The organism is Streptomyces sp. NPDC046335 (assembly GCF_055587985.1).
In genome coordinates this window covers 144564-171262 of sequence record NZ_JBVJFF010000014.1, presented here as the reverse complement: position 1 = coordinate 171262, position 26699 = coordinate 144564, and the positions used below count along the sequence as shown (strand labels likewise).

General features: G+C 69.1%; 23 protein-coding genes and 2 pseudogenes. 14 read left to right on the top strand and 11 right to left on the bottom strand.

Annotation, left to right across the window (positions count from 1 at the left end; all coding sequences use genetic code 11):
• The first annotated feature begins 9 nt into the window (after positions 1 to 9).
• The gene (locus ACZ6JY_RS31800; RefSeq protein ID WP_469201406.1) at positions 10 to 5319 is read left to right on the top strand and encodes a trypsin-like peptidase domain-containing protein; all 5310 of its coding nucleotides are present in this window, start codon (positions 10 to 12) and stop codon (positions 5317 to 5319) included.
• A 436-nt stretch (positions 5320 to 5755) separates the two neighbouring features.
• Here the strand turns inward: ACZ6JY_RS31800 and ACZ6JY_RS31795 are convergent, their stop codons facing one another.
• Positions 5756 to 6226, bottom strand: a complete 471-nt coding sequence (locus ACZ6JY_RS31795) for a GNAT family N-acetyltransferase (RefSeq protein ID WP_469201618.1) — start codon at positions 6224 to 6226, stop codon at positions 5756 to 5758.
• Positions 6227 to 6790: 564 nt separating this feature from the next.
• The gene (locus ACZ6JY_RS31790) at positions 6791 to 7369 is read right to left on the bottom strand and encodes a TetR/AcrR family transcriptional regulator (protein WP_469201404.1); all 579 of its coding nucleotides are present in this window, start codon (positions 7367 to 7369) and stop codon (positions 6791 to 6793) included.
• A 171-nt stretch (positions 7370 to 7540) separates the two neighbouring features.
• Between ACZ6JY_RS31790 and ACZ6JY_RS31785 the strand changes: the two genes are divergently transcribed.
• The 3 genes from ACZ6JY_RS31785 (at position 7541) to ACZ6JY_RS31775 (ending at position 10034) form a co-directional block, all read left to right on the top strand.
• Positions 7541 to 8398: an SCO6745 family protein gene (locus ACZ6JY_RS31785; protein ID WP_469201616.1), complete on the top strand. Its 858-nt coding sequence runs from the start codon at positions 7541 to 7543 to the stop codon at positions 8396 to 8398.
• 82 nt (positions 8399 to 8480) lie between these two features.
• The gene (locus ACZ6JY_RS31780; RefSeq protein WP_469201402.1) at positions 8481 to 9422 is read left to right on the top strand and encodes an aminoglycoside phosphotransferase family protein; all 942 of its coding nucleotides are present in this window, start codon (positions 8481 to 8483) and stop codon (positions 9420 to 9422) included.
• Positions 9423 to 9500: 78 nt separating this feature from the next.
• Positions 9501 to 10034: a GNAT family N-acetyltransferase gene (locus ACZ6JY_RS31775; protein ID WP_469201399.1), complete on the top strand. Its 534-nt coding sequence runs from the start codon at positions 9501 to 9503 to the stop codon at positions 10032 to 10034.
• Positions 10035 to 10656: 622 nt separating this feature from the next.
• Here the strand turns inward: ACZ6JY_RS31775 and ACZ6JY_RS31770 are convergent.
• Positions 10657 to 12177 carry a glycoside hydrolase family 43 protein gene (locus ACZ6JY_RS31770; RefSeq protein WP_469201397.1) on the bottom strand — a complete coding sequence of 507 codons (1521 nt, stop codon included), beginning with the start codon at positions 12175 to 12177 and terminating at the stop codon, positions 10657 to 10659.
• A 104-nt stretch (positions 12178 to 12281) separates the two neighbouring features.
• On the opposite strand from ACZ6JY_RS31770, the pseudogene ACZ6JY_RS31765 reads away from it, so the two are divergent.
• A pseudogene (locus ACZ6JY_RS31765) lies at positions 12282 to 12776 on the top strand (IS5 family transposase); the annotation flags it as partial.
• Here ACZ6JY_RS31765 and ACZ6JY_RS31760 read toward each other — a convergent pair.
• Together ACZ6JY_RS31760 and ACZ6JY_RS31755 are read right to left on the bottom strand one after the other, a co-directional pair.
• Positions 12760 to 13025: pseudogene (locus ACZ6JY_RS31760) on the bottom strand (transposase); the annotation flags it as partial. The pseudogenes ACZ6JY_RS31765 and ACZ6JY_RS31760 sit on opposite strands and share 17 nt — an antisense overlap.
• Positions 13026 to 13065: 40 nt before the next feature.
• Positions 13066 to 13551 carry a hypothetical protein gene (locus ACZ6JY_RS31755; protein ID WP_469201395.1) on the bottom strand — a complete coding sequence of 162 codons (486 nt, stop codon included), beginning with the start codon at positions 13549 to 13551 and terminating at the stop codon, positions 13066 to 13068.
• A gap of 728 nt (positions 13552 to 14279) precedes the next feature.
• Between ACZ6JY_RS31755 and ACZ6JY_RS31750 the strand changes: the two genes are divergently transcribed.
• A complete protein-coding gene (locus tag ACZ6JY_RS31750; protein ID WP_469201392.1) occupies positions 14280 to 14405 on the top strand; it encodes a hypothetical protein in 126 nt (41 codons plus the stop codon).
• Positions 14406 to 14682: 277 nt separating this feature from the next.
• Here the strand turns inward: ACZ6JY_RS31750 and ACZ6JY_RS31745 are convergent, their stop codons facing one another.
• A complete protein-coding gene (locus ACZ6JY_RS31745) occupies positions 14683 to 15102 on the bottom strand; it encodes a winged helix-turn-helix transcriptional regulator (protein ID WP_469201390.1) in 420 nt (139 codons plus the stop codon).
• Positions 15103 to 15205: 103 nt separating this feature from the next.
• Here ACZ6JY_RS31745 and ACZ6JY_RS31740 point away from each other — a divergent pair, with 103 nt between their 5' ends.
• The 3 genes from ACZ6JY_RS31740 (at position 15206) to ACZ6JY_RS31730 (ending at position 17994) form a co-directional block, all read left to right on the top strand.
• Positions 15206 to 16057 (top strand): alpha/beta fold hydrolase, encoded by an 852-nt coding sequence (locus tag ACZ6JY_RS31740; protein ID WP_469201388.1) that lies wholly within the window; start codon positions 15206 to 15208, stop codon positions 16055 to 16057.
• Positions 16058 to 16550: 493 nt separating this feature from the next.
• Positions 16551 to 16715, top strand: a complete 165-nt coding sequence (locus tag ACZ6JY_RS31735) for a hypothetical protein (RefSeq protein WP_469201386.1) — start codon at positions 16551 to 16553, stop codon at positions 16713 to 16715.
• Between the two features lie 829 nt (positions 16716 to 17544).
• Complete coding sequence (locus ACZ6JY_RS31730; RefSeq protein ID WP_469201384.1) at positions 17545 to 17994, top strand: DUF4383 domain-containing protein; 450 nt, start codon at positions 17545 to 17547, stop codon at positions 17992 to 17994.
• A 119-nt stretch (positions 17995 to 18113) separates the two neighbouring features.
• On the opposite strand, the gene ACZ6JY_RS31725 is transcribed toward ACZ6JY_RS31730, so the two are convergent.
• Positions 18114 to 19040, bottom strand: a complete 927-nt coding sequence (locus tag ACZ6JY_RS31725; protein ID WP_469201382.1) for an MBL fold metallo-hydrolase — start codon at positions 19038 to 19040, stop codon at positions 18114 to 18116.
• A 90-nt stretch (positions 19041 to 19130) separates the two neighbouring features.
• Between ACZ6JY_RS31725 and ACZ6JY_RS31720 the strand changes: the two genes are divergently transcribed.
• The 3 genes from ACZ6JY_RS31720 to ACZ6JY_RS31710 all read left to right on the top strand — a co-directional run bounded on the left by ACZ6JY_RS31720 (position 19131) and on the right by ACZ6JY_RS31710 (position 21889).
• Positions 19131 to 19991, top strand: a complete 861-nt coding sequence (locus ACZ6JY_RS31720) for an AraC family transcriptional regulator (RefSeq protein WP_469201380.1) — start codon at positions 19131 to 19133, stop codon at positions 19989 to 19991.
• Positions 19992 to 20153: 162 nt separating this feature from the next.
• Positions 20154 to 20495 carry an ArsR/SmtB family transcription factor gene (locus tag ACZ6JY_RS31715; protein ID WP_469201378.1) on the top strand — a complete coding sequence of 114 codons (342 nt, stop codon included), beginning with the start codon at positions 20154 to 20156 and terminating at the stop codon, positions 20493 to 20495.
• A gap of 11 nt (positions 20496 to 20506) precedes the next feature.
• A complete protein-coding gene (locus tag ACZ6JY_RS31710; protein WP_469201376.1) occupies positions 20507 to 21889 on the top strand; it encodes an alpha/beta fold hydrolase in 1383 nt (460 codons plus the stop codon).
• A 3-nt stretch (positions 21890 to 21892) separates the two neighbouring features.
• On the opposite strand, the gene ACZ6JY_RS31705 is transcribed toward ACZ6JY_RS31710, so the two are convergent.
• Entirely contained in the window at positions 21893 to 22363 is a 471-nt protein-coding gene (locus ACZ6JY_RS31705; protein WP_469201614.1) for a barstar family protein, read from the bottom strand.
• Positions 22364 to 22392: 29 nt separating this feature from the next.
• A complete protein-coding gene (locus tag ACZ6JY_RS31700) occupies positions 22393 to 22734 on the bottom strand; it encodes a hypothetical protein (protein WP_469201374.1) in 342 nt (113 codons plus the stop codon).
• A 147-nt stretch (positions 22735 to 22881) separates the two neighbouring features.
• Between ACZ6JY_RS31700 and ACZ6JY_RS31695 the strand changes: the two genes are divergently transcribed.
• Positions 22882 to 23460 (top strand): hypothetical protein, encoded by a 579-nt coding sequence (locus ACZ6JY_RS31695; protein ID WP_469201372.1) that lies wholly within the window; start codon positions 22882 to 22884, stop codon positions 23458 to 23460.
• Here ACZ6JY_RS31695 and ACZ6JY_RS31690 read toward each other — a convergent pair.
• Entirely contained in the window at positions 23398 to 24078 is a 681-nt protein-coding gene (locus ACZ6JY_RS31690) for a TetR/AcrR family transcriptional regulator (protein ID WP_469201370.1), read from the bottom strand. The genes ACZ6JY_RS31695 and ACZ6JY_RS31690 overlap by 63 nt on opposite strands.
• A gap of 108 nt (positions 24079 to 24186) precedes the next feature.
• Between ACZ6JY_RS31690 and ACZ6JY_RS31685 the strand changes: the two genes are divergently transcribed.
• Positions 24187 to 25152 (top strand): NAD(P)-dependent alcohol dehydrogenase, encoded by a 966-nt coding sequence (locus ACZ6JY_RS31685; protein ID WP_469201369.1) that lies wholly within the window; start codon positions 24187 to 24189, stop codon positions 25150 to 25152.
• 154 nt (positions 25153 to 25306) lie between these two features.
• On the opposite strand, the gene ACZ6JY_RS31680 is transcribed toward ACZ6JY_RS31685, so the two are convergent.
• The gene (locus ACZ6JY_RS31680; protein WP_469201367.1) at positions 25307 to 26680 is read right to left on the bottom strand and encodes a tryptophanase; all 1374 of its coding nucleotides are present in this window, start codon (positions 26678 to 26680) and stop codon (positions 25307 to 25309) included.
• Positions 26681 to 26699: the final 19 nt, after the last annotated feature.

The following is a 26699-nucleotide window of genomic DNA, read 5'->3' as shown; positions in this document are numbered from 1 at the left end:
AGGCCGAAGATGGATCACCAGCAGCAGCGGACCGGACAGCATCGCGTGGTCGAGGTCTTCGGGGCGACCTACGGTTCCGGGTACGCGATCAACGATCGCATCGTGCTGACCGCCCGCCATCTGCTGGCCGTGGACGGTGACAAGCCGGTGCCGGGGCAGCCGGTCCAGATCCGGGTCGCGGGGGAGGAGCACGCCCGCCGCGCGACGGTCACGTGGGTCAGCCGGAACGTCGGCGACGCCGCGTTGCTGTCGGTCGACGGAGCACCCTGGGCCGGCGCTCCCGACACCGGGGCCGTCCGCTGGGGCTACGTCGCCGAGGACAACGGCTCGGTGCCGGTCAGGGCCCGGGGCTTCCCCGCCGCGCAGGCCGGTACGCGCGGCGGCAGGAAGGTCAGGGAACCGGAGACGATGCGTGGTGCGGTCGAGGCGCTCAGCGCCGGCACGATGCGCTACGAGATCGACGTCCATTCAGCAGTCCCGCTGCTGCCCGGCGATGGCAGCTCACCCTGGAGCGGCATGTCGGGCGCGGCCCTGATGGACGCCCGGAAGCGGATCCTGGGCGTCGTCATCGCACATCGGATGCGATACGGCGGGGAACGTCTCCAGGCCGCTCCGGTGGAAAGGCTGTTCACCGACCCCGAGTTCGTCGAACAGGTCGGGGCCGACGAGAGATGGCTGGAGGCGGTCACGGCGGCGGAGGCCGTCCCGCTCGACGCCCGGGGTGACCAGCCCATCCTGCGGACCGTTCCAACGATCTCGCTGCTCGCCGGGCTCTCCGACTACGAGCTGCTCCAGGCGAGGCATCAAGCGGTCGGCTTTCTCGGCAGGGACGACGAGCGACGTGACCTGCACGCCTGGTGCGCCGCCGACGAGCACGTCAGCCTCGGCCTGGTCGCCGGGGCCGGTGGCTCGGGCAAGACCCGGCTCGGCATCCAGCTGTGCCGGGAGCTCTCCGAGCAGGGCTGGTCGGCCGGCTTCGCCAAAGACGCGGTCCTGGACGCCTTCCTGGCCGCAGGCAGGGTCGTCGACGTGGTCTGGCCGACCCTGCTGGTCCTCGACTATCCGGATCGGCTGACCGACCGGACCATCGAGTGGATCGAGACCCTGGGCGCGCGGGAGTACGGCCCGAAACTCAGGTTCCTCCTGCTCGACCGGGTGCCCGGCGACGGCGACGAGCCGGTGGGCGCGGCCCGTTCCGAGCTCACGTGGTGGGCCAACGCCAAGCGGATCACCCGCAGTGACTTCATCGCCCGGCCGCGGGTCGTCGTCCGGCTGCGCGTCGGCGGGCTGACGGGCGACGACCGGTTGCAGCACCGGGAATCGGCCCGCCAGGCGTTCGGCGGCGGCGCGGCTGACCTGTCCGGACTCGACCTCACCGACGAGGCGTACGGCAATCCGCTGAAGGTGCACGTCGCCGTGCTGCTGGCGATTCGCGGTGAGGTCTATCCGACTGCCGCGGACGTCATGACGAAGTTCCTGGACCGGGAGATGGGGCACTGGCTGCGGCGGCGCACCGAACACGGGATCGACCAGGTCTCGGCTCCGCTGGCGCACCAGGTCGTCGCGCTGGCCACGCTGACCAAACCCGAGATCGACGTCGTGCCCCGGTTGTTGTCGGCGATCCCGGACCTGGCAGACGCCGGCGGGCTGGTCCGCGGCAACGTCCGGAACTGGCTGGCCGAGCTGTTCGGAGCCGGCTCCCGGATCTCCGCGCTCGAGCCGGACCTGCTGGCCGAGCAGCTGCTCGCCGCCGAACCGGGGCTGTCAAAGCTGGTGGTGTCGGTCTATCGGCACGAGTCGAGCACCGCCGAGCACGCCGCGAACATGCTGGAGTCGCTGAGCCTCGCGGCCGGCAACCGGGCAGGTGTCCGCGACGCCCTCCACAACTTCCTCGCCGAATGCCTCGGCGCGCTCGTGGCCCAGGCCGCGGCGGAGCCCGGCGGCCGGCTGCCCGGCCTGATCGAGATCGCCCTGAACCGGGTCCTGGACGGCGGGCAGGCACAGCCCCCGCTGGCAGCCGCAGCCGCGGCCGTCCGCCGGGTCCCGCGCCGCGAGGACAGCTACCGCCGGCTGATGAGCCTGCTCGCGAAACTGGCGCTCGCCTGGTGTGAGGCCCAGCCGCCGTACGTGCAGACCGTGCCGGTCCGGGTGGACGCGCTGACCGACCTGGCCGCGGAGGCCGCCACTGCCCTCGACGCCGCCGCGGCGACGGCCCTGGCGGCCGAGGCGCTGGCTGTCGCCCGTTCGCTCGGCCCGGACCAGCCCCGGCGCCTGGCGCGCGCCTGGTACAACGTCGGCACCGGCCAGGCGAACAGCGGCGATTGGCCGGCCGCGCGGGAGGCCCTGACCGCGGCGGCCGCCCTGGCGCGCGACGGCGGCGGCACGGACACCGGCGGGCTGATCGAGCGCTGCGACACGCTGGTCAACCTCGCCTCCTGCCTGGCCAGCCTGGATGATGAGGCGGCCGCCTTGGACGTGTGTGTCGAGGCGATCGAGCTGCGCATCGGCCGCGACTTCGCCGGTCATGTGCTTCAGCCACTGGTCGAGCCGCTGGCGCAGCTGGCGTCAAGTCTGCGCGATACCCCAAGTCCCCAAGGTCTTCGAGGCTCCCAGGGTGCCCTCGGGGAGCCGCGACCGCTGCGTCCACCCGCCTGGAGCGAACCGGAGCACGACCGGTGGACCGCGGAACACAGCTCCGCGCTGATCACGCTGGCGGCTTGGCTGAGCACCGGCCTCGCCGAGCGCCTCGCCCCGCGCATCGCCGCGCTGCCCGCCGACGAGGCCCCGGTAAACGCGATCGCGGTGTCCGACGCGTTGCACGGCCTCACGAAGCACCTGTCCGACCACACACTGACCGCAAGGGTGCTCGCGGAGAGTGTCGGGCTTCGCCGACGGTTCGTCACCGACGACCGCTCGCGGGCCGAGTACGCGAAATTTCTCAGCACGATCGCCGACGAACTCGGTGACGGTAATGACGGCAATGACGGTGGTGACAGTGGTGGCGGTGGTGGCGGTAATGACGATGAGGACGACGTGGCCGATGCGGCGCTCGCCTACGCAAACGAAGCGATCGCCGAGTTCCAGCGGCTGGGCCCTGAGCATTTCGCACAGTACGAGGCGGATTTCGGAAAGGCGGTCCTCGCGAAGATCGCCGCGCTGTCGTATGCCGGCATGGACCCGCTGCGGCTGACATCCGCTCAGCGGCAGCGGGCCGCCGCTGAGGTCGAGGAGGCCACGGCGCTCCTGCGCAACCTGCCCGAGACGCCCGAGCTTGCCGCGGTGCTCGCGGAGGTCAGTGCCTTCCGGGGGCTGCATCTGCTGTGGAGCGGCGATGTCGAGGCCGCGGCGGAGGCCCTCACGGAAGCCGTCGACCGACTCGCGGCCGACGGGGGCGTGACCGAGGAGGCAGACGACGTTCGCGGGATGCTGCACGTTCTCGCGGAACTCCTGGCGGGCCGCCAGCCCTACGACTGGCTGACCTCGATGAGCGATGCCGAGCTGGCGGAACTGGACCCGGACGCGCTGCCGCTGCCGCAACAGGCCATGCTGGACGTGTTCGAGGACATCGGCGAGGGCCTGGACACGTTGTCCGTCATGCTCGCCGCCGCTGACCGGATGGACGTCGCCATGGGCTTCGTACATCAGTCGATCGCGCTCGCACGCTTCGAGCTGCGGATCGATGAATACACGGACCCCGAGGAGCGCGACGAGACGCTGCTGAGTCTTGGCAGCGCGTTGGCGCAGCTGTCCGCGTACCAGCTCGGCACGCCCGAGGCGGCCATGCGCAGCGCCCGGGAGGCCGTGGACGTCATTGCTCCGGTGGCCGCCAGTGAACCGCTGTTGCCGCTGGTCCGCGGCATAGCCGAGCTGGCCCTGGCGCGCGCGTCGCTCGCCGTCGACCAGCGTGCCGACGTCGTCGTACTCACGGAGCGCGCGACGGCCGAACTGGCCCGAGCGGTGTCCTCGTTCGGCGAGGACGGCGCGATCGGCCGCTGGCCGAGCCTGGCGGCGATGCAAGCCGAGGCGCAGACCGTCTTGGCGAACGCGTACCTCGCCGTCGACCGGCCGGCCGAGGCAGTCGGCCACGCCGCGCTGGCACGGGCCGCTCTGGAGCAGTTGCCGCCGACGAACCCGGTGGTCGCCACGTTACTGACCTCCCACACCATCGAGGGACGGGGTGAATTCGGCCGCGGGGAGTACGACGCTGCCTTGGCCGCGTTCGATCGGGTCATCGAGGGGTACGAGGCTTCGGATCTGCCCGCTTCCGCCCTGCCCGGGCTGGCCGACGCCGCGTTCATGTCGGCGGTCTGCCTACAGGAACTGGGTCGGCCGGAGCCGGCGCTGCGGCGATCGCGGCTGGCCGCGCGATGGTGGCAGGACAGCGAGCCCTCGCCGACGGTCCGAGGCCGCATTGCGGCGAACCTGGTGGTGCAGGCCGCGGCGCTCACCGTGCTCGGGGACGTCGACGAGGCGTACGGGGTCGGCCTGGAAGCCATCACGATGGCCCGGGCGGCGCACGCGGCCCCCAGTTTGGTGAGTGCCCTGCGGGTGCACGGTCAGTGCCTGACCGTTCTCGGCCGCTTCGCGGACGCGGTGAGCCTGTTCGAGGAGGGCCTGGCCGTGGCCGTGACGGCCGAGCCGCACGAGGTTCCCCCGTTCGAGCTCGGACTCGTCCACCTGGGGCTCGGCAACTGCCGGGCGGAGCTCGGTCAGTTCGATGCCGCGCTGGACGCGTTGCTCGCCGCGGCCGGGATCTTCCGTGACACTCCTGGTCAGACTCCGCTGCTGGTTGGGGTCCTGATCTCCGCCGCCCGCTGTCATCGGGAGATGGGCGACAACCGGGCCGGGCTGCCCCTGGTGACGGAGGCGGCAGGCAGGTGCCGGGAACTCATCGTGGACGAGGGCAGTGCGGTCGGCCTCGCGGACGCGTTCACCGCCGCCCTGTGGGAGGTGGTCGTCGGCCATGACACGGAAGACGACGGTCCCGCGGCCGACACCGCGGCCGTCGAGGGGATCGACTTCTGCCGGACCTGGGGGCTGCCTCAGCGCGCCGAGGTCACCGAGGCGACCCTCCACTACGCCGACATGCTGACCTACCATACCGCCTTCCTCGCCGAGGACGGCCGCGATCTAGAGGCGCTGCCCTTCGGCGTCGAGGCGACCTGGATCCTCCGCAAACTGGCCGGCCTCGATCCGGACGCCTTCCTGCCGGCCTACCTCAACTCCCTGACCGCCCAGGCGGAACTGCTCCGAAGCCTGGGGCGGCTCACCGAGGCCGACGCGACCGAGCAGGAGTACGCCCGCTGGGCCCGGAACTGACCGTGCGGCGCGCTGTGCCTTGTGCTCGTCCGGCGATTTGAATTGACGCTCACTGGGGTGTCTGCCGACCAGGCCGGCCGTGCCGACCAGGCCGGCCGTGCCGACCAGGCCGGCCGTGCCGACCAGGCCGGCCGTGCCGGTCGGGGCCCGGGGCCGGGGCCGGCGCCCGGCTGGCGGCCCCGCTGGGCTTCGACTTCGACTTCGACGTATGTCCGCGACTTCGGCGAGACACCAGCAACCGCCTCGGCTCCACACTCGCTCTCCACCTGGACCGACGCAGTCGACGCCACGTTCACGCATCCTGGTCCACCGCCGGCCCGTCATTGCCCACTTCCGGGCAGTTGGCTCCGCAAGGTCTGTGCCAGGACCCAGTTCGACAGGACTCTGCACCCGGGCGGCTAGCCCCTGTTGAGTACGTGCCGCAGCCGGACGGGGCTCAGAGGCTCTTTCGCATGAGAACGCACATCGTCTCGTGGCGACGGACCGACCCGTCGGGCCCTTCCTCGTCCCAGGCCTCCGGCCCGCGGCCGTACGCGACGTAGCCCAGGCGCTCGTACAAGGCGCGCGCCCGGGAGTTGTCCTCCTCCACAGCCAATTCGGCCCTGCGCAGCCCCCGATGCCGGATCCGCTGTTCGGCAGCACGGACGAGCAGCGTTCCCAAGCCGCAGGACTGCAGCGCCGGCAGCACGGCGAGCTGCCACAGGGTGCCGGCTTCCTCGGAGAGCTGGTAGTCGATGCCGCCGATCGCCACCGGAGAATTCGCAGGAGTGCATACCGCCAGGTAGTCCACCTCACCCGCCGCAGCGCGTGCCAGCTCTCGCTCCACGTGGCGCAGGTGGGTGGCCGAGCCGGACCAGGTGCACGCCGGCAAATCCTGGGGCAGTAAATCGCGCACAGTGACGGGCATGGTGACGGTGGCGTTGGAGTCGACTTGGGTGGTCACGCCCTGAAGTATGCGACCGCGGCGGTGGCGCGACAACGGATTTCTCCCGGCACAGCCCGCACTGCGGTGGGTCCTCAAGCCGAGTGCATGACCGCTATCGCAGAAGGTGACAGTTCTTCCGCTCGGGGGGCAGCGCGCCGTGAACCTGCGCACGGGCCCGGCGGTTCATCCGCGATGCGGCGCACTGCCCGCACCACCCGCCGCTGACCGACCGGCAGTTGACCGGATGGCTCACCCGGATGAGGGAAGACGCACTGGTGGAGCTGGAGTCAGTGACGGATGACGAGATCAAGGAATCCCTGGAAAGAATGGGCGCGGACGGGAACGACGGGACTCCCGTCTCGGAGGTCGCCCGGGCATACGGGCATATGTGACAGCGGTGGAAGGCGCCGCACAGGGCCAGACCATACGTCCATAACCGTCTGGAGAGACAGGGCAGCCGCCGCGACGGCGGTGACGCTCCGGGACCGCTCCGCGGGAGGCACCGAGCAGCTTCGCGATCGAGGCCACGGTGTTCTCGGGGGCGAACTATTCCCGGCTGCCGGAGAACAGCAGCTCGGCCAGTGCCCGGAACACATCTTCCGGATCCCGCTCGCCCACCGGCTCCCGCAGGTTCTCGCTCAGCAGGAGCGTGGCGAAGCCATGGGCGAGCGACCAGGCGGCGACCCCCGCGAGCCGGGCGTCCTCGCCGCGGCCACTTGCCGGTACCCCGGAGATCCCGGCACTCAGTTCGGCCCCGGCCCGTGCGCGGGCGGCGAGCAGGGCCGCGTCGTCACCGCGTAGCAGATCCGGGAGGAACATGACCTGGAAGTGCGCGGGATGCTCGACCCCGAACCGGACATAACGCACCCCGCGTTCGCGTAGACCATCGGCGTCGGCGAGGGCGTCCGCCAGCAGTTCGTAACCGTCCGTGGCGATCGCGGTCAGCAGACCCGTGCGGTCCTTGAAGTGGTGGGCCGGAGCCGCGTGCGAGACACCGGCGCGACGGGCGAGGTCGCGCATGCTCAGGGCGCCGGGGCCCTCGGCCGCGATCACATCGAGGGCTGCGGCCAGGACGGCGTGGCGCAGATCGCCGTGATGGTACGAGCTGCTCTTGGTGGTGGGCATGGTCAGCAGATTACGCCACATCTAGTCATTGACAAGTTTGAGGGAGGGTGGGCAATCTAGTCGGTGTCAAGTTCGGGTGAATGGATGAGCAGAACGGGGAAGCGCATGCCGGATCAGAGGGATCAGAGAGACCAGAGGGACCAGAGGGACCAGAGGGACCAGAAGGATCAGATCGAGCTCAGCCGAGTACGTCAGCTGTGGCATCTGCTGGAGCCACTCCACGCGGTGGTCTATTTCGCCCCGGAGGCCTTCGAGGAGTCGGACCGGCTCGGCATCAAGCCCGGCCGCTGGCCGAGTTACTTCGCCTGGCGGGCCGCGCCGCTCGGGGCGGTCGGGAGTGAGCAGGTGACGTCCGCGTTCTACAGCTTCAGTCCGGAGACGGTCAGGGAGCACATTCCCTCCGTATGGAAGGCCGCGGAACCCGAGGCCGTCCTCGCTGCTCGCCATCGTGCCGTCGACCGCGCGTACCGCGCGCTCTTCGGTGACCGTATCGACAGCCCCGAGCTGGCCGAGGCCGCCGCTCTGGCCCGCCGTGCCGCCGAGGCTGCCGTGCACGCGGGCCGGCCACTCGCCGCCGCCAACGCCGCGCAGCCCTGGCCGGACGCCCAGCACCTGGTGCTCTGGCAGGCCGCGACGATCCTGCGCGAGCACCGTGGGGACGGCCATCTCGCGGCGCTGCTGATCGCGGGGCTCGACCCGGTGGAGTCACTGGTGTCGTTCGCGGCAGTCGGGGCGGCGCCCGAGGAGGTCTTCGGGAGCCGGGGCTGGAGCAAGGAGGAGTGGGTCGCGGCGCGCGAACGGCTGGTGGAGCGAGGCCTGTTGGAGCCGGACGGCACGGCGACCGGCATGGGGCGTGAGCTGCGCGCCGAGGTCGAGCGTCACACGGACGAGTTGGCGGCACCGCCCTGGCAGGCACTGGGTGCATCCGACATGGCCCGGCTCGGCGACCTACTGGGGGACTACTGGGTCGCGGTCCTCGGGTCGGGCATGCTGCCGATGATGAACACGCTGGGAATCGGCAAGGTGTGACGGAAAGGGAACAAGGCGACCCCTCACTTCACCCGCGTAAAGGCCGACATGCCGAGGTCGGCCATCGGTACTGTGACCTCGTATGACCGACATCAAGATCACCGCAGACCTGGTCCGTGACCTGCTGCACGAGCAGCATCCAGACCTTGCGGGGCTGGCCATCCGCGAGGTGCCGGGCGGCTGGGGCAACCAGATGTGGCGCCTGGGCGACGACTTGGCCGTGCGCATGCAGCGCATGGACCCCACCCCGGAGCTCCAGTTCAAGGAGCGGCGGTGGCTACCCGTGCTGGCCCCGCGCCTGCCGCTCCCGGTCCCGAACCCTGTGCGGTTCGGCGAACCGTCCGAGCGCTTCCCCAAGCACTGGACCGTGATGACGTGGGTTCCCGGTGAGCCGCTGGACCACGGCTCGATCAGTCGCGGCACGCACGCGGCCGACACTCTGGCAGGCTTCCTCCGGGCCCTCCATGTGGAGGCGCCCGCCGAGGCGCCGATCGCCACGGACCGCGGTGCCCATCCCAGGAACTGCACGGACGGCTTCGAGGACTTCTTCCAGGCCATTGCCCCCGACGACATCGCAGCCGACGCCCGGACCGCCCGGACCGCCCGGACCGTCCGGACCGTCCGGACCGTCCGGGCTGTCTGGGACGACGCCGTTGCGGCGCCTGGATGGGAGGGCCCGCCGGTGTGGGTGCACGGCGACCTCCACCCCGCGAACGTCGTCGTCTCGGATGGAACGCTCTCCGGCATCGTCGACTTCGGTGACCTGTTCGCCGGCGATCCAGCGTGGGACCTTGCCGCCGCTTGGGTGCTGCTGCCCGCGGGCACGGCCGCACGGTTCTTCGACAGGTACGGGCATGCAGACGAGGCGACGATCCGGCGCGCCCGCGGGCTGGCCGCTTTGAAGAGCCTCTTCTTGATGCTCATGGGGCAGAACGGCGACCGGGGCCTTCCCGGTGGCAAGCCGCACTGGGGACCCGTAGGCCGGGCGGCACTCGACCGTGTTCTGGCAGACAGTTCGATGTAGCCACAGTAGCCACGGGCTGACGAGCTCGTCCTGGACCTGACACCCCTGGGCAATGGGCGGGCGGTAGGCTGGCCCGCCATGCGGTACTACGGGTCGGACATCCTTGCTGTCGCTGATGAGATCGTCGACGCCTACGTCGAGATCTTCACCGCCCCGCCCTGGGAGCATCGGGACGCCGAGGCGACCCAGGCTGCGTTCAGGGAACGGCTGGAGACGGATGCGTACCGCCCCGGATTCCGCGCCTTCCTGGCCATGTCGGACGACGGCACAGTGGAAGGGTTCGTCACGGGGTGGGCCACGCAGGATCCATTCCGTACCGACCGTGCCTACGGGAAGGTGACCAGGCGGCTCGGCGCCGACCGGGTGAACGAACTCCTGGTCGGCGGCTTGGAGATCGACGAGTTGGGAGTACGGTCACACGCCCGCGGGACGGGTCTGGGGCGCCGGCTGCTGTCTGCCCTCACCGCCACCGCACCCAGCGGTCGGGCATGGCTGCTGGCCTGGAACGAGGCGCATGAAACGCTCGCGTTCTACCGCCGCATCGGCTGGCAGGAGCCCGAACCCATACCGGGCAACGAGACAGACATCGTCGTGTTCCTCTCACCGAGCTGATCTTTCCGCGGCTGCAACGTGAACGGGTGCCGCATCCGGGGCTGCTCCGCCGAAGGTCGGGAGCGGTCGGGTCGGTCCTTTCTCTCGACCTTCCGTCGACAGCTGGCGCTTCGCCCGAGACGACGGAGGACGGGGGCCCGCCGTCCTTGTGGTAGACGGTCGCGATGTCCGTGAGCTGCCGGAAGAGGTTCATCTCGGGGGCTGGGGCCGAAGTTGTGGAAGGTGGTGGACACATACGAGGTCGTCTGAGACGGCCGGGGCGGTCGCGCTCGCCGAAGTAATACACGAGCCGGCGTACCGGCCGGTGGGCGCCGTCGAAGTAGTAGACGCGTTGGCCGCCGACCCGGCCTGTCACCGCCGGCGCACTGTCCACGGCGGCGCTGGGGGCAGCGGCCGACACGGTTGCCGCCCACTCGGTGAACCAGCGGTCGCCTCAGCCCTCCGGCGGCGGAGCCGTGCTGTCACGGACCACGAGCCGCGTGGCGATTCGAGTCAACTCGTCGTAGCGCCCGCCCGCCGCCTCCACCAGCCGCGTTGTGTCCCTTCGGATTCGGGAGGGGGTGGGAGGTGCTCCGCCCGCAGGACGACGTGCGTACGGGCGGAATCCATGGGGGCGGTGCGCTCAGGTCGTCGGCTCGTACGTGAACCAGTCCGCGTGGACGGTGCCTTGGGCGGCGTACAGGCCGATGACGCGGCCCGTGAACCCGCCGGCCACCTCGGTCGACAGATAGCGGCCGTCGAGCGTGGCGAGTACGGTGAACGCGCCGTCGGACTGCTCCACGCCCAGGGTGACGACGTCGGGTCCGGTGCGTGAGTCGTGCGGCTGGGGCGGCTGCGTGATCCGTATGGACAGGACGACCGAGCCCGCGGGTACCGGCAGCGTGGCCACGACGGCCCGCACCGAACCGACCCGTGAGATGACCCGCACCTGGGTGCCGTCCGTCTCGATGCCGTAGTGGTGCCGCTCGTCGAGGCGGACGGCGAGACCGCCGACGCCCTGCGTCGCATCGATCAACGCGCCAGCCCGGCAGGCGAGGTGCTGCTGCCGGCGGCCGATGAAGACGGCGTCCGGCTCGTCGAGGGACGCGCCGCGGGCCCGCAGGGTCAGCCGGCCGGGGCGCTCCTTGGTGGTGCAGTGCTCGGGGGACCGGTCGCGTACGGAGATCCAGGACGGGTGGAATTCGGGGAGATCGAAGTCGTCCCGGAAGGGCTCGTCCACCGCAAGGGTGCCGGGCGCGACGAGGTCGCCGACGACCGGCCAGCCGTCCTCGGTCCAGGTGACCGGGGCGAGGAACGTCTCGCGGCCCATCACGTGCCAGCCGGGGGTGCCGCCGCGCGGCCGCACACCGAGGAACACCAGCCACCACGAGCCGTCCGGGGCCTGCACCAGGTCGCCGTGGCCGGTGTTCTGCACGGGGTGGTCCGTGCCGCGGTGGGTGAGGACCGGGTTGTGCGGGCACGGCTCGAAGGGTCCCGCCGGGCTGGGTCCGCGTGCGATCGAGACGCCGTGCCCGCGCTCGGTGCCGCCCTCCGCGATGAGGAGGTACCAGTACTCACCGATCCGGTGCAGGTGCGGTGCCTCGGGAGCCTTGGCGCCAGGCGCCCCGGACCACAGACGGCGCTCCTCGCCCAGCGTGCGCCCTGTGTACGGGTCGATGGCGACCTGGCTCACACCGGCGTACGTACACCAGCAGGTGCCGTCCTCGTCCCAGGCCAGGTCCGGGTCGATGCCGTTGACGCCGGGCAGCCGGACCGGGCTCGACCAGGGGCCCGCCGGGTCGGTGGCGGTGACCAGCAGATTGCCGCCGCCCTCCGCGCAGTTGGTGACGATGAGCCAGAAGCGGCCGTCGTGGTGGCGCAGCGTCGGCGCGTAGATCCCGCCGGACGACGGCATGCCGACGGGCAGCCGCAACTGCTCCGGCCTGTCCAGGACGTTGCCGACCTGGGTCCAGTGCAGCAAGTCGCGGCTGTGGAAGAGGGGGATGCCCGGGAAGTACTCGAAGCTGGAGCAGGCGAGGTAGTAGTCGTCGGCGACCCGGCAGATGCTGGGATCGGGATGGAAGCCGGGGATGACGGGCTGGATGGGTTGGACGGTCTGGTTGGTCTGGTTGGTTTGGTAGGGCTGGACGGGCTGGTCGGGCATCAGGCGTCCTTTCATCAACGTTGCGGGAAATCAAGGTAGTTCAGCGCTTGATGGCGCCGGACCGTAAAAAGGGGGCCCCGGCCGGCGAATCCGGCGACCACGCCATCGGCCGTTCCCGCGGTGGACTGACCACCAAGGCCCACCTCGTCGCCGATGCCCGCTGCCGGCCCCTCGCGTTCGTCCTCACCGCTGGACAAGCCGGTGACGCACCTGCCTTCACCGAGGCCATGGCCCGCCTGGGGGTTCCCCGTCGGCGAGGACGACCTCGCACCAGGCCGGATGTGGTCCTGGCCGACAAGGCGTACTCCGCCCGCGCGATCCGCGAGCACCTGCGCAAGCGCGGCATCCGGGCCGTGATCCCCGTCCCCGCAGACCAGCGCGGCCACCGGCTCTGTCGGGGCAGCCGGGGCGGCAGGCCACCAGCCTTCGACCGCGAGACCTACAAGCAGCGCAACACCGTCGAACGGTGCATCAACCGCCTGAAACAGTGGCGAGGCATCGCCACCCGCTTCAAGAAGACCGCCACCATCTACCAGGCGGGCTCCACATCGCGGGCATCTTCCTCTGGTCCGTCCGATGACCCAAACGAAACGGCCTAGGCCCACACCTGGCCTTCGACCACTCCGAGAACCGCCGGTGGGCGGTCGCTCCGGAGGGACCGAACGACGCCGAAGGCAGTTGCTGCCAGGCGCAATCCGACGTGGCTACGAAGACGATAGCGGCCAGCATTTTCCGATCCCCCTACCGACGCCGACGACCGCCCTGCGGTCGCGAGGGCGCCTCCGGCACCACCCGCTGGAACAACTCCCCAACTCGCCCGGCACCAGCCGCTCAACGATCCCCACCATGATGCACAGAATGCCGATTCGCCCAAAAGGAGATGGCTCCCTAAGCGTCCCTACAGGACTCGGCTTTGCTGACTTTCGCGTCGACGCCGACAACTCCCATTCTCGACGCGCTGGCCTCGTGGAAAAATTTTGGCGCCTCCCCTTTCTTCAGGGAAGATTCCGTACGCAACCATTCCACTCCCTTGGTGTCGGTAAAATGCATGGAAGTGGGTCCCCAGATGCCTTCTAGATTGGCAAGCGTTGACGGCTCCTCGCCCTCGGCCTGAATGAACCCAAGCGTCAGGTCGGAGTCTTGGTACTCGATGTGAGTGCAGGGAGGGATGCTCCTCAAGGAGATAACCCATATCTCACTCTGAATATCATTCTGACTATTTTTGTCGGTAATTTTAATGGCAATATTCGCATATGGAACTGGGTCGGGTGACCTATTTAGCACGTGGAGAGCCGCCGACCCGTCACCGGCGGAGGTAAGAGTTCCCGTGCCGCCCCACTCAAAGGCCGAGCCGCCGCCGCCCCAGTAGGTCACCTTCGCTGCTTGGCTCCGAACCTGTCTGACATCTTCATCGCGGGACTGGGACAGTTGGTCCTTTGCTGTCTGCTGGCTCCAGTAAGTAGCGACTGCCTGGGCCCATAGCCCTCCGACGGCAGCAATTGCTGCGAGCGCTGCCCCTGTGAGCGAGATGACGTGCGTCCAGCCAACCCACCGCGCTGGTGAGGGTTCGGCGTCGGACGTTGGTTTGGGAGGCTCCTCGCGCAGTCGGGGTCGGATACGGCCCGGAGCTGTCCGTTGCCGTGCAGTGCGTAATCGATCTCGTCTGTACGGTCGGGTGACCACTGGTTTCCCCCAATGAGTCAAAGGCTTCTACCGCGATCCTGCATGAGCCTCCTTCGTTCCGTGACCTTTTTAGGCGAAGTAGTCTGAATCGCGAGGTGGAAGCGCTGGTCCAGCAGCAGTCACGCCAGAATCCGAATCCGTTGCCTGGCCGGGCATGCCGGCAGCCGTGACGGGCCGGGCCCTTCGGACCCTTCGGAAGCTCTATTGATCCGAAACGGTTTCGGTTCTGGGGCGTTGGTGGTGTGTGAGCGATCTGGTGGGGGACGCGCAGCATCTGTCGCCGTCGGCGCAGTGGGCCCTGCGGCTGCGGGCGGTGGCCGCGCTGGTGACGGGGTGGGACCGTGAGGACGTGGCAACGGTTTTTGGGGTGTCGCTGAAGGCGGTCGACGAGTGGTGGGCGAAGTGGCAAGCCGGCCGGGGTGCACCAGCGGTGCATCAACCGTCTGAAGCAGTGGCGCGGCATCGTCACCCGCTACAAGAAGACCGCCACCATCTACCTGGCCGGACTCCACATCGCGGGCATCTTCCTCTGGTCCGCCCGATGATCCAAACGAAACTGCCTAGCAGCGGCACGAGTCTCAGCACCACCACGGCCACGGCCATCTGTAGCGAGAGCGGAGCGGTCTGCGCGTGCGTCTAGCCGAAGCCGCCGTTGGCTTGTCCCGGCAGCTCCAGTAGAACGGCCGGACAAGACCGATCAGGCGCGCAACCGTCGGAGGCCCGGCTCACGTGGCGGCCGACCGCCGCGCGATCGAGTGCGGGATCAACCGCCCCAAGAGGCACCGCGCGGTCGCCGAGTGGCTGTGACCATCGCTCTTTCTGTCAGGTCTGTGCGGTCTCTCGGGCTTCGGCGAGCCGGTTACTGCGGTCGATTTCCGGCATGTGTGTCTCGGCCCAGACCCGCAGAGCGGAGAGCGGGCTTTCGAGGGACAGGCCGAGCTCGGTGAGCCGATAGTGGACGGCGGGCGGCACCGTGGGTTCCACACGGCGCGCGACCAGGCCATCACGGGCCAGACTCTGCAGCGTGACAGACAGCATCTTCTGCGAGATGCCCGGGATGCGACGCCGGAGTTCCGCGAACCGGAGCTCGCCGGGATCCGTCTCGGCCAACACCTTGACCACCATCGACGTCCACTTGGTCCCGATACGGTCGAGCAACTGGCGGGTCGGGCAGCGCGGATCCAGCAGATCGCCGCGCTCACCGGGCCGCTGACCGAGTTCGCCGGGCGTGGGCGTGGTCACTTCGGGCTCACCACCTGATGGGAAAGTGCCGTCTTGGAAGGACCAGGGTAGTTCCCTAGCGTGACCCTGTCACCATTCCTCACCGCCTCCCTGGAGCCCCTCCATGCCCGAACTGCGCCGCGTCCCCGTCAACGGTGTCGAACTCAACGTTGCCCTAGCCGGATCCGGCCCGGCCGTCCTGCTGCTGCATGGCTTTCCGCACACCTGGGAGCTATGGACGGACGTCATGGCCGACCTGTCCGACCGCTACCGCGTCATCGCGCCGGACCTGCGCGGATTCGGCGCGAGTGGCCCGGCCGCCTCCGGGTATGACGCCGGCACCCTGGCCGAGGACGCCGCGGCGCTTCTCACCGAGCTCGGCGTGTCTTCTGCCGCGGTAGTGGGCATCGACGCGGGTACCCCGCCGGCCTTCCTCCTCGCCCTACGCCACCCCGGTCTCGTCCGACGCCTGGTCGTCATGGAGTCCGTGCTGGGCGGGCTGCCCGGCGCCGAGGACTTCCTTGCCGGCGGGCCGCCGTGGTGGTTCGGCTTCCATACCGCCGCGCCCGGCCTCGCCGAGACCGTACTGGAAGGCCACGAGGCCGATTACATCGACTGGTTCCTGCACGCCGGCACGCTCGGCGACGGAGTGCCCCCTGCCATCCGGGACGCCTTCGTCCACGCGTACACGGGCAGCCACGCGTTGAGCCGCGCGTTCTCGTACTACCGGGCCCTGCCGGAAAGCGCACTGCAGATCTCGCAGGCGGTCACCACCGCCCGCCTGACGGTGCCGACACTGGCGCTGGGCGCCCAACCTGTCGGCGCCGCACTGGAACGCCAACTCCGCCCCGTCACCGACGACCTCACCGGACACGTCATCGAAGACTGTGGCCACATCATTCCACTGCACCGACCGGACGCCCTGCTCAGGCTGTTGAATCCGTTCCTGGCTGGTGAGGACGCGATTGCGGCGTGACCGGGGCAGCCGCCGACATTCGATACACGCTCCACCGGATCACCAACAGCATCCATAAGTTGGGTCCGGAACCCCGGTTCTGGCGGCGCCACCGCGACAGGCGTCGTCGTCTCGGATGCTGACGAGACGGTAGCGATCAGCCATTCGTGCCGGGCGACTTCCACGTTCTGGTCGTAAACTAAGCACCTGCCCGGTTTCGAACAGCTCCTCTGGCAGCGGCATCAGCAGCGGCTGTCCGACGGCGAAGTACGCGTCGATGGTCCGTGGCCGTGGCCGTGGCCACGATCCGATCCGGCGTCGGCCGTCGTGCAGTTCCCACTACTCGGCGGCCAAGGGCCAATGGTGGGCGAGGAGCAGCAAGTGGCCCAGTGGCCCAACGGCCCCTGAGCGAGATCCAGTTATCCATCACCGGCGTGAGAACGCTTCGTGTGCACCCCACCGCACTGCGTACGCTGCGAGCGTTTGGCCGTCCTTCGAGGAAGAGCTGCTGTGGATGACTGAGGATCTGTCTGTGCCCGGGCCGCGCCGGGACATGGCGGTGCACAACGACTGGTGGGTGTCGGGCTGGGACCAGGTCCTGCCCCGCCAGGGCTTCTCGCTGGCGATGCTGATCGCCACCGCGAGCCACGATGAATCGGGCCGTCCTCTGTGGCGATGACCTCCGCGGCGTGCCCGCCCGGGGTGTGGAGCCTCTGGGAAACGGGTTACCCCACTGCCGGAGGACGCCGCACGAGAGGATCGCCATGGTGTCGTCAGGGCATACGCCGGTGCAGGTTCAGTTCGTCGGCAACGCCACCCTGCTGCTGCGGTACGGGCCGCTGGCCCTGCTCACCGACGCGAACTTCCTGCACCGCGCGCTATCAATTTCCCGAATAATGCGATGCGCCAGGCGGCGTGCGACGTGCCGACAAAGCCCTTCCCAGTGCTGTCACTGTTGAGCATCAGGTTCTGAGCCCGGGCGGGAAACGTGGCGTTCCGTGCACCGGTCGCTGTCAGGCCCGATCAGTGGTGTGATGTTGGAAGAGGCCGAGGGGCCGTGTGCTGCTAACGCCTCACCGGGAGCCGCACTCCGTCAGCGGCACGTACGCCTCCGGCCATAGGCTTCGCGCTGATACAGCAGGGCATCAGGGACGAGGAAGACGAACTCCTGCCCCGGCTGCAGGACTGCAGGACGCCATGGACGCCGCCCAACTGCGTCGGCTCGGCACCGTCTGGGAATCCGTACGCAAGAGCGCCCCCACACATCCACACCCCGCCGTCCCTCGGCGACCGCCTGGCAACGCGCTTGCTGACCGGTGTGCTCCTCTCCTTTGCCGCGGCCGTCGCGGCCGTCGCGGCCGTCGCAGCGGTCCGGCGCAAACGGCGATGAGACGTTGTCGTGCCGTTGAAGCCGAATACCTGAGACCACACAAAGACCCGAGCGATGGAGGGGGCTCACCGCACACCGGCGCTCACCGAGGCGCCTCCTGAGGAGGAAGGCCACCGTCATGACTGCACGTACACACACCACACGGGGTGCCCGTAGCCCGGTCCAGCAGGCGGCCCTGCTCGTCGGATCCGTATTCCTGCTGGTTGGGGTACTGGGCTTCATTCCGGGGATCACCACGGACTACGACACCATGAAGTTCGCGTCCCACAATTCCGGCGCCGAACTGCTGGGCATTTTCCAGACCTCCATCCTGCACAACCTGGTGCACTTGGCCTTCGGCGTCGCGGGCCTGGCCATGGCCCGGACCGCCTCCGGAGCCCGGACGTTCCTGCTGGCCGGAGGCGCCATCTACCTGGTGCTGTGGCTCTACGGCCTGATCGTCGACCACCACAGCAGCGCCAACTTCGTTCCGCTCAACAACGCTGACGACTGGCTGCACTTCGTCCTCGGCATCGGAATGATCGCGCTGGGCGCGCTGCTCACCCGTCGCACCACCGCGGGCAGGTGAGGCGGCCAGGTGGTTTCGAAGATCGCCACACCACTGCGGATGGTGCGTCCGACGGACCGCAGACCGAGCACGCCGACGTGCCCGGCGTGCCCGGCGTGCCGAGGCGTACCCCTGGACGATCAATTCGAAGAAGCGCTGAACGGTGCCCACTTCTTGATGGCGAAGGATGAGCCGTCACGGCGGACCTCAGCCGCTCCGGGGCCGGTGAAGTGCGCGGGGATGAGCAAGGCGTTGGTGTCCGCGGCGTACTCAAGGACACGACGACGGGACTTCGACGCTGCCCGCTGATCCTCGCTCAGGCATGTATCGACGTGCGGCTGGAGTATCTGCAGGGGAGTGTGGAGCAAGTCGCCGACAAACAAGGCGTGTTCCGTACCGGACCGCAGATGAAGCACCGCTGAGCCCGGAGTGTGCCCAGGAGCGGGTTCCAGCCGGAGACTGCCGTCGATGCGATGGGAGGTCTCCCACAACAAGGTCTGGCCGGCGCGGTGAACGGGATCGATGCTGTCCTCGAACATCGGCCCGTTGGCGACGCCGGCGTTGACCCCGCCAATGCCTCCCCGCTTGGGTACGCCATTCCTGGGATTCCAGTACGCGAAGTCATCCCGGTGAATCAGATAGGTGGCGTTGGGGAAGGTCGGCACCCACTCACGGTCGCGCAGGGTGGTGTTCCAGCCGACATGGTCGGCGTGCACATGCGTGTTCACCACGACATCCACGTCCTCGGGCCGCACACCCACTGCCGCCAGGCGGTCGATGAAGTCGGTCTCCAGATGGCTCCACGCCGGCATGTACGAGCGTTCCTTGTGGTTGCCGAGCCCAGTGTCGACCAGAATGGTCCGCCCCTCGCTGCGCACCACCCAAGTCTGCGCAGCGGCCAGGTAGTTGTCGGTCTCGGTGTCCCAGAAGTGGGGGGCGGCCCATGACCTGTGCTCGTGCCATTTCTCGGGGGTGAGGTCCGGGAAGACCACCCCGACCGGAGCGACGGGCCCCTGCCACTCCACGATGCGCGTGACCTCGATGTCGCCGATCTCTATCGATTCCATGTTGACGAGCGTATGGACACGCGGAGAGACGAGCTATAAGAGTTCGTGCTTGTCTAATACGCGTTCGTCTCACTGCCTATCGTTACGGGCATGGATATTCTCAGCGATGTCGTCGCCGCCATGCGGACCGGCAGCCCGTTCGCCAACCGCGAGGACAGAGCGGGCGTGTGGCGCACGCATTTCGAGCCCTTCGCCGGAGCTGGCTTCCACGTGGTCCTGCAAGGGGCCTGCCTGCTCGTGCCCGATGACGGGCCTGCGGTGAACCTCAGCACGGGGGACGTCGTGCTCACTCCGCACGGAACCCGGCACACCCTGACCGACCCCGGCCGCGCCGGTGAGCAGGGGGTGACGGCCCTGCTGTGCGGCGGCTACCAGTTGGACCGCTCCCGGCCGCACCCCTTGCTCGGCACCCTGCCGGAGACCATCCATTGCCCCTCCCGGATCGGACGGCACCAGGACCTGAATGCCGCTGTCTCCCTGCTCGCCGTCGAGGTACAGAACCCCCGGCCGGGCACGGACGCCGCCCTGCCCAACCTGCTCGATCTTCTGCTGCTCTACGTTCTGCGCGCCTGGTTCGAGGACGAGTCGGCACGCGGAACCACCGGTTGGCCGGCCGTCCTGGCCGACCCGGCGATCAGCAACGCACTGCACGCCATCCACGACGACCCGGCAAAGCCCTGGACCGTCGAGGCCCTGGGCAAGAAGGCGAATCTGTCGCGAGCGACGTTCTCCCGCCGGTTCACCGCGCTGGTCGGCGAACCCCCTCTGGCCTACGTCACCTGGTGGCGGCTCACCGTGGCGGCCCGGCTCCTGCGTAGCTCCGACACCGCACTGGCCCCGATCGCCCAACGCGTCGGCTATAGCTCCGCCTTCGCCTTCGCTACCGCCTTCAAGCGAGAACACGGCATCTCTCCGGGCCGCTACCGGCTGCGGCACAGCGGTCAGAGCTAGCGCCCTGCGCGTTCCGCCAGATGATGTAGCGCGGGTTATGCGGCCTGCCCTGCCCAGCCGCGGCCTATTCCTCGACGGGTGACGAATTGCGACCGATCGCGACCGATCACGACAGCGCTACATGCGCTTGAGTGTATATACGTCATCGTGTATGTTCGTGTCGTGGTCAACAGAGTGCAACAGCGATTGACGGCGGTCTCGGAGCCGAACCGCTTCCGGGTCGTCGAATTGCTCAGGGACGGCCCGCAGTCGGTAGGTGGAATCGTCGACGCGCTGGGCCTGGGCCAGCCGCAGGTGTCCCGGCATCTACGGTTGCTCGCCGAGGCGGGCGTGGTCGAGGTGACCAAACGGGCTCAGCAGCGGATCTACCGGCTGCGGCCCGAAGCGATGCGCGAGCTGAGCGACTGGGTGCAGGGATTCGCCGTCTTGTGGTCGGAGCGGATGGATCGCCTCGGCTCCTTCCTCGAAGACGACGGCTCTGCACCTGACGAGACGAACCAGTGAGGAGCTTGAGCATGCCCACAGACACCGCCGACGGCATCCTGATCGACCGGTCGGGCAACACCATCCGCATCAGCCGCACCTACGCCGTCAGCGTCGACCGCGCGTGGTGGGCTTGGACCGATGCCGAGGCGATCAGTCGCTGGTGGGGTCCGCAGGGCTGGGCCGCGACCGTGTACGAGATGGACGTGCGGCCGGGCGGACGCTGGCGGTTCCAGATCGCGCCGGTGGACGGATCAGCCGCCCCCGTCCGCAGCATCGCCACCTACAAGGTGGTCGTCGCCCGAGCCGAGTTGGACTACGACGACGCCTTCGCCGACGACGCGTGGCAATCCGACGGCACAGGCACTTTCCCCACCGCGGTCACCTTCGCCTCAGACGGCACCGGTTGCACCGTCGAAGTCGCGGCGAGCTTTCCCGACGGCCAAGCGCTGCGGCGGGCGGTCGAGCTTCAGATGGCCGAGGGGTACGCCGAGGCTCTCGACCGGCTCGGTGGCCTGCTGGACGCCGTGCCCGGCAATCACACCGACGCGACATCAACCGATGCGGCATTAACCGATGCAGCCTTGACTGAAGGAGAAACGATCATGTCCAACCTTTCTGCCGTCACCTCCGCCGACGGCACCACGATCGCCTACGAGAAGACCGGTTCGGGCCCCGCGATCATCGTGATCAGCAATGTCGCCGAGGACCACACCGGCGTCGCAGGCGTGGCCAAGGCGTTGTCCGAACACTTCACCGTGATCAGCTTCGACCGCCGCGGCCGCGGTGCCAGCGGTGACCCACAGCCCTACGACCCGGCGCGCGAGATCGACGACATCGCCGCACTGATCGATGCCGCAGGCGGCTCTGCGGCTCTGACCAGCGGATCTGGTGGCTGCGGGCTCGCCTTGGACGCGGCCAGTGCGCTGAGCGGCAAAGTGACAGGGCTCTATCTCTACGAGCCGCCCTTCATCGTCGATGACTCCCGGTCTCCGGCGCCCGCCGACTACGTCGAACACCAGGATGCATTGGTCGCGGCGGGCGAGCGCAGCGAGGCCGTCGAGTACTTCATGACCGAGATGATCGGTGTCCCGGCCGAGTACATCCCAGCGATGAAGCAGGACCCTTCCTGGGACACCATGGTCAAATACGCCCACACCTACGCCTATGACGGCCGGATCCTCCGCGGTCTCCAGGACGGCAAGCCGCTGCCGGCCGACCGCTGGTCGATCGACGCTCCGATCGCGGTGGCCGTCGGAGGCAACGGTGAGGCATTCATACGCGAGGGCGCCAACGCGCTGGCAGCGACCCTGCCGAACGTCACCGTGCTGACTCTGCCGGACCACGATCATTCCGCGTTCTGGATGTCGCCGGAACCGGTCGCCCAGCAGGCACGCACTTTCCTGCTCGGCTGAGGATCACGCGCCGGTTCGATGGTGTACGCGATCGTCGGTAGCCGGCCGGAGCCTTGTGGGGCCGCTCTCGCCACATGCTGACCCCGGACCGGGCCCTGAACAGCGCCCCGTTGACGACCTTCCGGTGACCCACCCAGGCCCGTACTCGCGCTCTCCGGTGGGCACAAGCTCCAGCAGCCGTGCCCTGGCCTGGGCCGAGGAATCCCAGTGCAAGGTGAACGGAGCGGTGGCACCCCAGCCGCCTCTCAGGCAGTCGTCCAGAGCGTCAAGGTTCCAGCCGAAGTAGCCGCCGGGGCCGTTGATGGCTTCACCGATCGCGCAGTAGAAGCTGTCCCTGTCAACGATGTGCCGCCCGTCCAAGGCGAATACCTGGCCTGCGGGAGCGTCGGGCTTGCCCTGGCGTTGGTACTCCCGGGACCACAGCGCCACCGACAGCCATGCTCGTCTGTCCTCGGGGGTGAGTCCGTGCCACATGCCGGTGCGGTTCAGGTCCTCCGTGCGGATCAGGTCCCACACAGGCCGGCTCCGCAGGTGGAGGGGTTGACGTCGATGGCGGTGACCTCGTTGACGAAGTAGGACCCCATGGTGGCACCGTCGCCGTCGAGGAGGTCGAACCAGGCGTTCCCCGCCAGGGCGCGACGACTGCCGGCATGGTTGGCGCTCCTCAGTAGGCCACCCTGCGGGAGACAACCCGTGAGATGCACTCGGCGTGCTCCCTCTTCGTCGTCCGGCAGCGGCGTGAACAACCCCTCGGCCTCGCGAGCGAACCCCCAGAAGTCGGCGTCGTCCTCGTCTGAGGTCAGCGCGTACTTCTGGCCCTCACCGTCTTGCCTTGCTGTTCGCATCGCACTTCCCATGAGAGCGCTGATCCTACCGGCGCGCCGGTGACCTGACGGGCGATACGGCCGAAGCGCAGACCTGGACGCCCGTAGGGCAAGCCGCCATGACCGCCATCGCGGCCAGCCCGGCCATTGGCGCCGAGCATCATCCCCATGCACGCGCACGCCCAACTGCTGCACACGCCGTCCGGGCAGGCCACCTTCCCCTCCGCCGGCCGCGACATCACCGGCGGCGTCCAGCAGGCCCACACCCGCGAGGGCGCCCGGCGGCAGGCCCGTGTGGCGTGCGCGGTCTACCAGTCGGTCAGCCCCTCGGCGAACTACGTTCCAGCCGTCTGGACACCGCCGTCGTGGGTGTGTGCGCCGGGCCGCAGGAGCATGACCTCGACGGGCTGCGCCAGGAAACGCTCCTTGAAGACGACCTACGTGTCGCTCTACCCCGGCATCATCCATTGGCCGCCCGTTCCCTGGTGCGGGCGGGCCGACGAATTGCGCCACGACAGTTGGATTGCCGAAAGTGCCACCGGTGGTACCCCGTACTACGGTGCCTGGCCCACCCGCGTTCAGCCAACGACCGCCCATCAGGCGCGGGACCGCGCCTTGAGCCTGTTGCGGCAGTGGCGGCGCGGTCGGCCGGAGGGCGGGACACGTCGCGGGCGCCGCTTCGTATCAGGCTCTGGGGGGCCGCTGGCCCTGGGAGCCGTCGGCCGCGAGCGGGAGGCTGCGCAGTGACAGTGCGCTCGGCGCAGGCAGCGCTCCGTGGGCCGCCTCGGCGCGGAACGACTGGAGCAGGTACGCCACCAGGCGCCGGGACGCCGCACGGTCACCCGGCAGTGCGGTGACCAGACCGCAGTGGGACAACAGGGCTACGGCAAGGTCGGAGGGGTGGAAGTCGGCCCGCAGCGCGCCCGCCGCCTGAGCCCTGCGGACCAGGGTCATGAAGTCCCGCTCGGCCTGTTCCCGTAGCCGCGCGTGTTCTCGCGTGCTGTCCGGAAAGGCCGCGACGAACGCGGCCGGGAAGCCCCGTTCCTCCCGTTGCAGTTCGCAGACCGTCTCGACCAGCCGCTGGAAGCCTTGCCACGGATCAGGGTCGGCCAGCGCCTCGCTGAGCGCCCGAGCACAGGTGTCCATCTGCTGCGCGAACGCGGCCCGCACCAGGGCGTCCCGCGTCGGGAAACGCCGGTACAGCGTCGCCACGCCGACCCCCGCCCGTCGGGCCACGGTCGCCATGGGCGCGTCGATGCCGTGCTCGGCGAAGACCACACGGGCAGCCGAGAGGATGCGCCGCCGGTTGCGCCGGGCGTCCGCCCGCAGACTGTCCTGCCCCGCGATCCGAGAGGATTCCCCCACCGCTGTCTCTCACCTCCGGCCAAACGGACGGTCTCGTCCGCTTCCCAGCCTACGCTCGGCGCCACGATCCCCCGCACGGCCACTGATGGCGAAGGCGAGAACGCAACGATGGACGACCGCACGATGAGAGCCGTACTGTTCGACCGCTTCGGCGGCCCCGAGGTGCTGTATGTGGGCCGGGTACCACGTCCCGGACCGGCACCCGGCGAGGTCCTCGTGCGCGTGCGCGCGTTCAGCGTGAACGGCGGCGAACTGGCGGCCCGTTCCGGCCGCGCCCGCCTCATCACCGGGCGGAAGTTCCCGCAGCGCATCGGGCTGGACTTCACCGGCGAAATCGCCGCACTCGGCCCCGGCGCGACCGGCGTAGCCGTCGGCGACCAGGTGTGGGGCGTCCTGGGCCGCGGCTCCGGATTCGGCAGCGCCGCCGAGTACGTGACGGTACGGCCCGAGCGGCTCGGCCGGGTCCCGGACGGACTGGACCTCGTGGCCGCCGCCGCGCTGCCGGTGGCCACCACGGCCGTCACCGCCCTCCGCGACAAAGCCGCACTGCGCCCCGGCGAACGGCTGCTCGTACGGGGCGCGGCGGGCGGCGTCGGCAACGCCGCCGTCCAGCTTGGACAGGCGTACGGCGCGGAGGTCACGGCCCTGGCCCGCGCTGCCAACCTCGACTTCGTCCGTACGCTTGGTGCCCACCACGCCGTCGACCACCGCACCGTATCCCCGGCCGAACTGGGACTGTTCGACGTGGTCCTCGACACGGCAGGCACCAACCTGCGTACCGTACGGCGGATGCTGAAGCCCGGCGGACGTATGGTCACCATCGCCTTCGACCTGACGCGGCCCGTCGCCTCGCTGGGCTACATCGCGGCCAGCGCCGTCCACGGACGCGGCCGGGTGCGCTTCTTCAGCGGCAACCCCGGACGTGCGCTCTTCGACGACCTCGCCCGCCACGTGACGGAGGGGAAGCTGCGACCGGCGGTGGACACGGTCTTCCCGCTGGAAGAGACAGCGACGGCACACCGGGCGCTGGAGGAGGGCGGGGTGCGGGGCAAGTACGTGATCCGGGTCGAATAGGGGAGCTATCGCAAGAAGCTGTCCATGGGCGCCGCGAGAGAGCCGGCGGCGCTCACATACAGGTCGGCCATTCCGTGGTGAGGACGGCGCCGGTCTCTTGGGGAAGAGAACCGGCGCCGATGGTCCCGCTGTTATACGACTCGTCGAGCAGAGATCAGTCGCCGGACTGCACAGGCTCCAGCTTGATGCTGAAATGGCGAAGGATCGGCGACTGGCCCACGATGCGGTAGCCGCGCACCGTTTCGGGGTTCTTGGCTATGTCCGCCAGGGTGGCCGCGACATGGTCGTAGTGGCTTCGGGTGTAGACCCGTCGGGGAAGCGCCAGCCGCACGAGTTCATAAGGTGCGGTCTTGATGGAGTTGCCCTGTTCGTCCTCTTCCCCGAGGTACAGGCTGCCCAGCTCCGCCGAGCGGATGCCTCCGCGGAGGTAGAGCTCACAGACCAGGGCGGTGCCCGGGTACTGATGCGGGGGGATGTGGGGCAGCAGTCGCCCGGCGTTGACGTAGAGGGCGTGCAGACCCGCCGGCTCCACGATGTCGACTCCGGCCTCGCGGATGCGTGCGGCGAGATAGGCGGCTATGTCGGCGCGTTCGGCGAGGTAGGCCGGTTCGGTGACTTCAAGAAGTCCGCGGGCCATCATCTCGAGGTCACGGCCGGCCAGGCCGCCGTAGGTGGTGAATCCCTCGGTGGCGATGAGCAGGCCCGCGCACTTCTCGGCGAGCTCAGGGTCCTTGAGACCGATGAAGCCGCCGATGTGGACGATGCCGTCCTTCTTGGCGCTCATGACGCAGCCGTCCGCGAGGCGGAAGGCTTCCTCGGAGACCTGGCGGGGGGTGCGGTCGGCGTAGCCGGGCTCGCGCTGGGTCACCAGCCAGGCGTTCTCCGCGAAACGCGCGGCATCCAGGATCATGGGCACGTCGTGGCGACGGCACAGTTCGGCGGTCCGGTTCAGGTTCTCCATGCTGACCGGCTGGCCACCGCCACCATTGTTGGTGACGGTCATCAGCACGGCCGCCACGGGCGCCTGATGTGCGTTCTCCAACGCCTGCTCAAGGGCGATCAGGTCGATGTTGCCCTTGAACGGATAGTCGCTGTCGAGGTCCTTCGCCTCTGCGCAGGGCAGGTCGTAGGCCTGGCAGCCGGTCAGTTCGACGTTGGCACGGGTGGTGTCGAAGTGGGTGTTGGACAGCACGCTCGTGCCGGGCTTGAGCAGCGCGGAGAACAGGATGCGCTCGGCGGCGCGGCCCTGGTGTGTCGGCAGGATGTGGGGGTAGCCGGTGAGTTCGGAGACGACCTCGTGCCAGCGGTAGTAGCTGCGGCTGCCGGCGTAGGACTCGTCGCCGTGCATGCCCGCGGCGAGCTGGTCCGCGGAGATGGCACCGGTCCCCGAGTCGCTCAGCAGGTCGATGGTGACCTCGTCGGCACGCAGATCGAACGGGTTGTAGGCGACCCGCTTCAGCGCGGCCTCGCGCTCCGCCCGGGTGGTGAACGCGAGAGGCTCTACAACTTTGATGCGGTACGGCTCCACGTGACTTCCTTTTGTACGG

Coding starts and splice junctions, on each gene's coding strand:
- ACZ6JY_RS31800 (WP_469201406.1), top strand. CDS start 10: ATGGATCACCAGCAGCAGCGGACCGGACAGCATCGCGTGGTCGAGGTC.
- ACZ6JY_RS31795 (WP_469201618.1), bottom strand. CDS start 6,226: ATGCCCGTCACTGTGCGCGATTTACTGCCCCAGGATTTGCCGGCGTGC.
- ACZ6JY_RS31790 (WP_469201404.1), bottom strand. CDS start 7,369: ATGCCCACCACCAAGAGCAGCTCGTACCATCACGGCGATCTGCGCCAC.
- ACZ6JY_RS31780 (WP_469201402.1), top strand. CDS start 8,481: ATGACCGACATCAAGATCACCGCAGACCTGGTCCGTGACCTGCTGCAC.
- ACZ6JY_RS31775 (WP_469201399.1), top strand. CDS start 9,501: ATGCGGTACTACGGGTCGGACATCCTTGCTGTCGCTGATGAGATCGTC.
- ACZ6JY_RS31770 (WP_469201397.1), bottom strand. CDS start 12,177: ATGCCCGACCAGCCCGTCCAGCCCTACCAAACCAACCAGACCAACCAG.
- ACZ6JY_RS31740 (WP_469201388.1), top strand. CDS start 15,206: ATGCCCGAACTGCGCCGCGTCCCCGTCAACGGTGTCGAACTCAACGTT.
- ACZ6JY_RS31735 (WP_469201386.1), top strand. CDS start 16,551: ATGACTGAGGATCTGTCTGTGCCCGGGCCGCGCCGGGACATGGCGGTG.
- ACZ6JY_RS31730 (WP_469201384.1), top strand. CDS start 17,545: ATGACTGCACGTACACACACCACACGGGGTGCCCGTAGCCCGGTCCAG.
- ACZ6JY_RS31725 (WP_469201382.1), bottom strand. CDS start 19,040: ATGGAATCGATAGAGATCGGCGACATCGAGGTCACGCGCATCGTGGAG.
- ACZ6JY_RS31720 (WP_469201380.1), top strand. CDS start 19,131: ATGGATATTCTCAGCGATGTCGTCGCCGCCATGCGGACCGGCAGCCCG.
- ACZ6JY_RS31710 (WP_469201376.1), top strand. CDS start 20,507: ATGCCCACAGACACCGCCGACGGCATCCTGATCGACCGGTCGGGCAAC.
- ACZ6JY_RS31705 (WP_469201614.1), bottom strand. CDS start 22,363: ATGTGGCACGGACTCACCCCCGAGGACAGACGAGCATGGCTGTCGGTG.
- ACZ6JY_RS31700 (WP_469201374.1), bottom strand. CDS start 22,734: ATGCGAACAGCAAGGCAAGACGGTGAGGGCCAGAAGTACGCGCTGACC.
- ACZ6JY_RS31695 (WP_469201372.1), top strand. CDS start 22,882: ATGCACGCGCACGCCCAACTGCTGCACACGCCGTCCGGGCAGGCCACC.
- ACZ6JY_RS31685 (WP_469201369.1), top strand. CDS start 24,187: ATGGACGACCGCACGATGAGAGCCGTACTGTTCGACCGCTTCGGCGGC.